The sequence below is a fragment of the Sphingobium sp. IP1 genome, from assembly GCF_002708645.1.
GTDB classification, from domain to species: domain Bacteria; phylum Pseudomonadota; class Alphaproteobacteria; order Sphingomonadales; family Sphingomonadaceae; genus Sphingobium; species Sphingobium yanoikuyae.
This window is the reverse complement of record NZ_NOIW01000189.1, coordinates 1-5,369: the sequence shown is the minus strand read 5'-3', so window position 1 is coordinate 5,369 and position 5,369 is coordinate 1. Positions and strand designations below refer to the sequence as shown.

At 62.5% G+C, this 5,369-nt stretch carries 9 protein-coding genes; 3 read left to right on the top strand and 6 right to left on the bottom strand.

Annotated elements, in window-relative coordinates:
* Window positions 1–171: 171 nt before the first annotated feature.
* The gene (locus tag CG471_RS30410) at window positions 172–528 is read right to left on the bottom strand and encodes a hypothetical protein (protein ID WP_180275839.1); all 357 of its coding nucleotides are present in this window, start codon (window positions 526–528) and stop codon (window positions 172–174) included.
* Between the two features lie 173 nt (window positions 529–701).
* Here CG471_RS30410 and CG471_RS28830 point away from each other — a divergent pair, with 173 nt between their 5' ends.
* Window positions 702–1,028 (top strand): hypothetical protein, encoded by a 327-nt coding sequence (locus CG471_RS28830; RefSeq protein ID WP_099234548.1) that lies wholly within the window; start codon window positions 702–704, stop codon window positions 1,026–1,028.
* Between the two features lie 314 nt (window positions 1,029–1,342).
* Here the strand turns inward: CG471_RS28830 and CG471_RS30405 are convergent, their stop codons facing one another.
* The 5 genes from CG471_RS30405 to CG471_RS30900 all read right to left on the bottom strand — a co-directional run bounded on the left by CG471_RS30405 (window position 1,343) and on the right by CG471_RS30900 (window position 3,278).
* Window positions 1,343–1,576, bottom strand: a complete 234-nt coding sequence (locus tag CG471_RS30405) for a hypothetical protein (protein ID WP_143560308.1) — start codon at window positions 1,574–1,576, stop codon at window positions 1,343–1,345.
* 52 nt (window positions 1,577–1,628) lie between these two features.
* Entirely contained in the window at window positions 1,629–2,177 is a 549-nt protein-coding gene (locus CG471_RS28820) for a hypothetical protein (protein WP_004207710.1), read from the bottom strand.
* A gap of 156 nt (window positions 2,178–2,333) precedes the next feature.
* Window positions 2,334–2,708, bottom strand: a complete 375-nt coding sequence (locus tag CG471_RS28815) for a hypothetical protein (RefSeq protein ID WP_099234546.1) — start codon at window positions 2,706–2,708, stop codon at window positions 2,334–2,336.
* Between the two features lie 64 nt (window positions 2,709–2,772).
* Window positions 2,773–3,024 (bottom strand): hypothetical protein, encoded by a 252-nt coding sequence (locus CG471_RS28810; RefSeq protein ID WP_004207712.1) that lies wholly within the window; start codon window positions 3,022–3,024, stop codon window positions 2,773–2,775.
* 101 nt (window positions 3,025–3,125) lie between these two features.
* Window positions 3,126–3,278: a hypothetical protein gene (locus CG471_RS30900; RefSeq protein WP_180275838.1), complete on the bottom strand. Its 153-nt coding sequence runs from the start codon at window positions 3,276–3,278 to the stop codon at window positions 3,126–3,128.
* A 147-nt stretch (window positions 3,279–3,425) separates the two neighbouring features.
* Between CG471_RS30900 and CG471_RS28805 the strand changes: the two genes are divergently transcribed.
* Together CG471_RS28805 and CG471_RS28800 are read left to right on the top strand one after the other, a co-directional pair.
* The gene (locus CG471_RS28805) at window positions 3,426–4,535 is read left to right on the top strand and encodes a sensor histidine kinase (protein ID WP_069338686.1); all 1,110 of its coding nucleotides are present in this window, start codon (window positions 3,426–3,428) and stop codon (window positions 4,533–4,535) included.
* Between the two features lie 5 nt (window positions 4,536–4,540).
* Window positions 4,541–5,290 carry a LytTR family DNA-binding domain-containing protein gene (locus CG471_RS28800; protein ID WP_099234549.1) on the top strand — a complete coding sequence of 250 codons (750 nt, stop codon included), beginning with the start codon at window positions 4,541–4,543 and terminating at the stop codon, window positions 5,288–5,290.
* Window positions 5,291–5,369 lie beyond the last annotated feature (79 nt).

Below are 5,369 nucleotides of genomic sequence, written 5' to 3'. Positions count from 1 at the left end.
TTTCCCCTCCGCGCTCTTCGCGGCCCCGCGCGAATAATGAATCACGCGGAGCCGCGAAGAGCGCGGAGAAAGAGGCCAGCCGTCTCGCGCTATCTGCTTAGGCGGCGTTCGCCTGCCTGGAATGCCAGCCTCCGCTGGCATGACCGGATAAGGACCAGTCCGCTACCCACCCTATTTCCGATCGCGGACCACCTCAATCGCATCAGCTATTGCCCAGCGACCTTCCTGCTTCTCCAACCGCGCAATTTGAAAGGAACGCCGCTTCCCGTATTTCACGGTGAAACGGCAGGTGATTGAAGGTGGATCGGAAGAAAGTTCATCGCTGCATAGCACATCTGATAGGCCGGTAATCCGGATAGCATGAACGAAAGTTATGTGATCAGGATAGTCATTGGCGTATTGCGCTGATGCCGAATAAACCGTTTCATCATCCTGACTGCTGACAGCTTCCAAGATTTCTGCATCTGTTGGGCACAGTTCTGCCGATGCACACCGGGATATAGCAGCCAGAATGACAAGGGGTAGCATCGAGTCTCCATGAGCGTTGTCATCAGCAGTCAAATGCTCGCATCCTGCATATCATGACGCAACGGCCTTTCGGATTAAAAGCAGCCCGGCAGTCATCGACCATTTGTTGCCGTTCACGTTCGTGAAATGCGTGCCCGATTGCAGGCATAACCGGTGCGTGGTTATGTAAAGCAATGAGCGACAAGAACCTTACGTTGGAGCAGATGGATACTGAGGTGATTTTTTATCACCTTGCAGACGAACGAGCCTACTTCGAATGGCTGGAACGAATTTCTTGCGTCGAAAGCGTGAAGGGCGACGGCGCGAAGGGGCTGGTGGTCACTTTAAAGAAGGGGCCAGACGAAGACGATTTAAGGCAGTTTCTTGCCTTGGCTCAGCGCTATGGTCTGGATATGCGCAAGTTCGCTATGTTTGAAACCGAGGCAAATCGGGCATGGTTCCGCGATCCAAAAATGTATTGGTTCGAGGGTGTCTTTAGTGAGGAAAAACCTTCCGACTGAATGGCAGCTATCTAATAAATCCGGTGCTAGAGCAGACAGTCCTCTGACAGCCCTCGATCGCCGTCCATTGGGCCGATCGGTGCCCGACGTTCCCGACTAGCGGCCGGGCCGTTCCTGGGCGAAATAGCTGCCCGGTGCAAAGCGACCAAGAACCGCCCATCCCATCACCGTCACCCTGAACTTGTTTCAGGGTCCATTCCTCCCAATAGAACAATGGTTTGTTGGGCTTGATGGATGCTGAAACAAGTTCAGCATGACGTCGGTGGGATGGCCCCAAACCACCCAACTCCGTCATCCCAGCGAAGGCTGGGATCTCACTTCCTTCTGGGCTCTGAGAAGAACAGAAAGATGCCAGCCTTCGCTGGCATGACGGGATAAAGACCTGTCCGCACCCCACCCAATCCCACCCGGTGAAGGCTGTGATTTTCCTGTTCTTCGAGAGCAAGAGATGATGGAGTGCAGGCGCGCGCCGCGCGGTTCATGCGCGCGGCGCCGTGAAGAAGGCGGAGGAAGGACAGGCCGAATGCCGCCGCCAGACCAGCAGCCAAGCGGCCATCCCGCCCGCGCCCTCCCCAGGGGCGCCGGCAGGATCAGGCCAGCTCAGTTGGCCTTGGACAGGTCCACCTTCTCGACCCATTCGGGGTAGAAGGTCGGCTCGCGATTGGACCAGCCGACTGCCGTGGCCGCCGCTTCGCTGATCGACTGCAGCAGCAGCCGACGCTTTTCGGGGTGAAGATGGGGCAGGCTCGCCGCCGCACAGAAGGCGCCCGGCAGCCAGGGCCGCGCCCCCGCCCCCAGCAGCCGCTCATAGAGGAAGCGATAGGCCGAGAAGCTCGCCAGCCGGTCCTGCCCCAGGTCAAAGGCGGACACCGTCACCAGCGGCGCCATGAACGGCTCCACCTGGTCCAGCCCGCTATCGTCGGGGACATGCGCCTTGATCTCGTCCAGCCGGCCATAGATGCGCGCCTGGGCGCGGATGCTGGCTTCCTCGACCATGTCGCGCGACCATAGCTTCATCGCGTCGCGGCGATGCAGCCCGATGTCCAGCGATCTGCGAATATATCTTTGCGTGGCCGACGGGAAACTGGCGAATTCCCGCAATTCCGCCAGGGTAATGGCCCCGTCCGCCGGTCTTGCACTCGTGCCCATTGCTCATGCCCTCCGACTTGAAGTCGATCAGCAGAACATGCGCCCCGCATGGTTAGCAAAGGCTTAACGGGCACCTGTCCCACCGATTGTCACAAGGGACCAGATTTCGTTTTGCAGTGCAACATGATATTTTTGTGAAATGCGACGGACGGAGGATTATGCCCGCGCTTCAACCGCTTCGGCTTCCAGCAACCAGGCGAGGCCGGCCGTCGCATCATCGAATATCCGCAGATAGGGCTGCGTCATTTCCCGCTTCACCTGAAACCGGGTGATCGCGCTGCCGGTGATGATGGCGATCCGCCGCGCCTTGGGGAAATCGCCCAGATTCGCGCGGAAGGACGCGACCGCCTCCTGCGGCTGGGCGCTGCTGGCGCTCATGTCCATGCGCAGCAGATAGCCCGGCTTGAACCCCTCGGCCAGGAAGCGGGCCTTGCACTCGCGGGCATAGGCCGCGACTTCCTCCGCGGTGAACAGCTTGGACCATTTGATGTCCAGCAGGTTCAGATCATGGCGAAATTCGATGTGGTACATGGCGCAGTCTCCTGCGCGCTCCCTGCCACGACCGGGTTAATATTTCGCTCCGGGGCGCCCCCGCTCAGCCCGCACGTCGCTCCAGCACCGCGCCGATCATGCTGCGCCACACCGCCACGTCGCCGGCCCGCGCCATGTCGGCATCGGGTTCGCGCAGCGTGTGCAATATCGCATAGGCATCGTCGACATGGTCGGGCCAGGCCGCATCCACCGCGCCCGCCGCATGGGGATCCTGGCCGCCGCCATTCAGGCTGAGCTGGCGCCCGGCCAGCACGCGGGCAATGCGTTCGATCGCGGGGGTGGTGGAAGTCGGCATCGTCGTCTGCTCCTCTCGCGCGGGGAAGCCGGCCTGCCGCCTGATGGCGGTCGGGGCCGCGCTTGCCCGACTGGAATAACATGGATTTTCGCGGTCCGCTATCAGGGACGCTCGGGCTTTTCTGGAAAGCCCGATGACGGCACCGGTTCGCCGTCATCGTCCGGCCGGCTGGTCGCGGGCGGGTCCGACGCATCCATGCTGTCTTCCAATGCCTCGTCCAGCTTCTTCTCGCTCTCGCGCCTGGTATCGCTCATATGCGCGTCTCCTTTTCTCCTGCCGGATCAACCGACAGAAGCCAATACCGGTTCCCCGCGCCACCGCTTCGACCAACCGCCAAGCCGCTTCGACCAGCATCGCGCGCAGGGGGCGACAGCGCCGGCAAGCTGGCGTAGATATCCTCCATGACACTTCCCACCGAAGAGGGGCCGCGCGGCGTTTCGCCGACCGCCGCCCTCTATTCCATCATCGGCTTCTGGTTCTTCTACGCGATCCTCATCAGCGTGCGGGCGCTGGTGGTGGGCTTCGACTATCAGGGCGAAATGGCCGCCCGCCGCGCCGTGGTGACATTGATCGGCATCATCGTGACCTGGATTCTCTATCTGGCGATACGCCGGTTCGATGCCAAGCCGCTGGCGGTCCGCATCGTCGCCGCCTTCTCGCTCGCCGCGCCCTTCGCGCTCGCGATGGCGGTCGCCAACTATTATGTCTTCAACATCTATGACCCGATGGGCATGTTTCCCGACATGGACCAGCAGAAATATGAGGCCCAGTCCCATGCGCTGATCTATATCGTCGATGACGCCGTCAGCCGCTATTTCTTCCTGTCCGCCTGGGCCGGCCTCTATCTCGGCCTCTCCTATGCCAGCGAAGCGCATCGCACCGAACGCCGCGCCGCCCGGCTGGAACGCGCCGCGCAGCAGGCCGAACTGCGCTCGCTGCGCTATCAGGTGAACCCGCATTTCCTGTTCAACACGCTGAACTCGCTCTCGTCCCTGGTGATGAAGGACCGGCGCGACGAGGCCGAACAGATGATCATGTCGCTCTCCAATTTCTACCGCACCAGCCTCACCGGCGATCCGCTCGATGACGTGCAACTGGAAGAGGAAGTCCATCTCCAGAAACTCTATCTGGATATCGAGGCGGTGCGCTTCCCCGACCGGCTGGCCACCCGGATCGACATTCCCGCCGATCTGCTGACCGCCTGCGTGCCGGGCCTGATCCTCCAGCCGCTGGTCGAAAATGCGATCAAATATGGCGTCTCGCGCACCTCCAGCCCGGTCGCCATCACCATCCGCGCGCGCGAGGAGCATGGCCTGCTGCACCTCACCGTCGCCGACAATGGCGACAAGCCGCCCAGCCCCGGCGATGGCGGCAGCGGCATCGGCCTCGCCAATGTGCGCGACCGCCTGTCCGCCCGCTTTGGCGATCAGGGCCGGATCGACTATGGTCCGCAGGCCGATGGCGGCTTTGCCGTCAATCTCTTCCTTCCGCTCAACCGCCGGGGGTGCTGACGCCCATGTCCATCCGCACCATGATCGTCGATGATGAGCCGCTTGCGGTCGAGCGATTGCAGATGCTGTGTGCGCGCGAACCGCGCATCGCGCTGGTCGGCACCGCCAATGATGGCGAGGCGGCGTTGCGCCTGGTCGAAGGGCTCAAGCCCGACCTGCTGCTGCTCGACATCGCCATGCCGCTGCTCGACGGCATCGGCGTCGCCCGCGCGATCAGCCAGATGGGCATCCGCCCGGCGATCATCTTCGTCACCGCCTTCGAAAGCTTCGCGGTCGAGGCGTTCGATCTTGCCGCGGTCGACTATCTGCTCAAACCCGTCGCCCATGATCGCCTGACCCGCGCGGTCGACCGGGTCGAACAGGCGCTGCGCAGCCGCGACGGCGAGGAGGATGCCCCCCTCACCCCGGCCGAGCCGGCGCCCGAATGGGCCGAGGAATTCTGGGTGCCGCACCGTTCCGAACTGGTCCGCATCGCCGCCGACCAGATCGACCGGATCGAGGCGGAGCGCGACTATATGCGCCTCCATGTCGGCGCCCATAGCTATTTGCTGCACCAGACCATCAGTTCGCTGGAGGAACGGCTCGATCCGCAGGCGTTCGTCCGCCTGCACCGCTCGCACATCGTCCGCCGCCCGCATATCGCGCGGCTGCGCCATGATGGCAGCGGCGTCTGGTTCGCGGCGCTGGCCGACGGCAATGAAAACCGCATCGGCCGCACCTATCTCGCCAATGCACGGGCCATGACCGGCCGCTGAGAGTCCTCTTAGGAATGTCTGGACGGACCCGCCCCACCCACCCGACCACCCATCAGGGTAGAATGTCTGGGTGGTCGGG

Coding starts and splice junctions, on each gene's coding strand:
- CG471_RS30410 (WP_180275839.1), bottom strand. CDS start 528: ATGCTACCCCTTGTCATTCTGGCTGCTATATCCCGGTGTGCATCGGCA.
- CG471_RS28830 (WP_099234548.1), top strand. CDS start 702: ATGAGCGACAAGAACCTTACGTTGGAGCAGATGGATACTGAGGTGATT.
- CG471_RS28820 (WP_004207710.1), bottom strand. CDS start 2,177: ATGGGCACGAGTGCAAGACCGGCGGACGGGGCCATTACCCTGGCGGAA.
- CG471_RS28815 (WP_099234546.1), bottom strand. CDS start 2,708: ATGTACCACATCGAATTTCGCCATGATCTGAACCTGCTGGACATCAAA.
- CG471_RS28810 (WP_004207712.1), bottom strand. CDS start 3,024: ATGCCGACTTCCACCACCCCCGCGATCGAACGCATTGCCCGCGTGCTG.
- CG471_RS30900 (WP_180275838.1), bottom strand. CDS start 3,278: ATGAGCGATACCAGGCGCGAGAGCGAGAAGAAGCTGGACGAGGCATTG.
- CG471_RS28805 (WP_069338686.1), top strand. CDS start 3,426: ATGACACTTCCCACCGAAGAGGGGCCGCGCGGCGTTTCGCCGACCGCC.
- CG471_RS28800 (WP_099234549.1), top strand. CDS start 4,541: ATGTCCATCCGCACCATGATCGTCGATGATGAGCCGCTTGCGGTCGAG.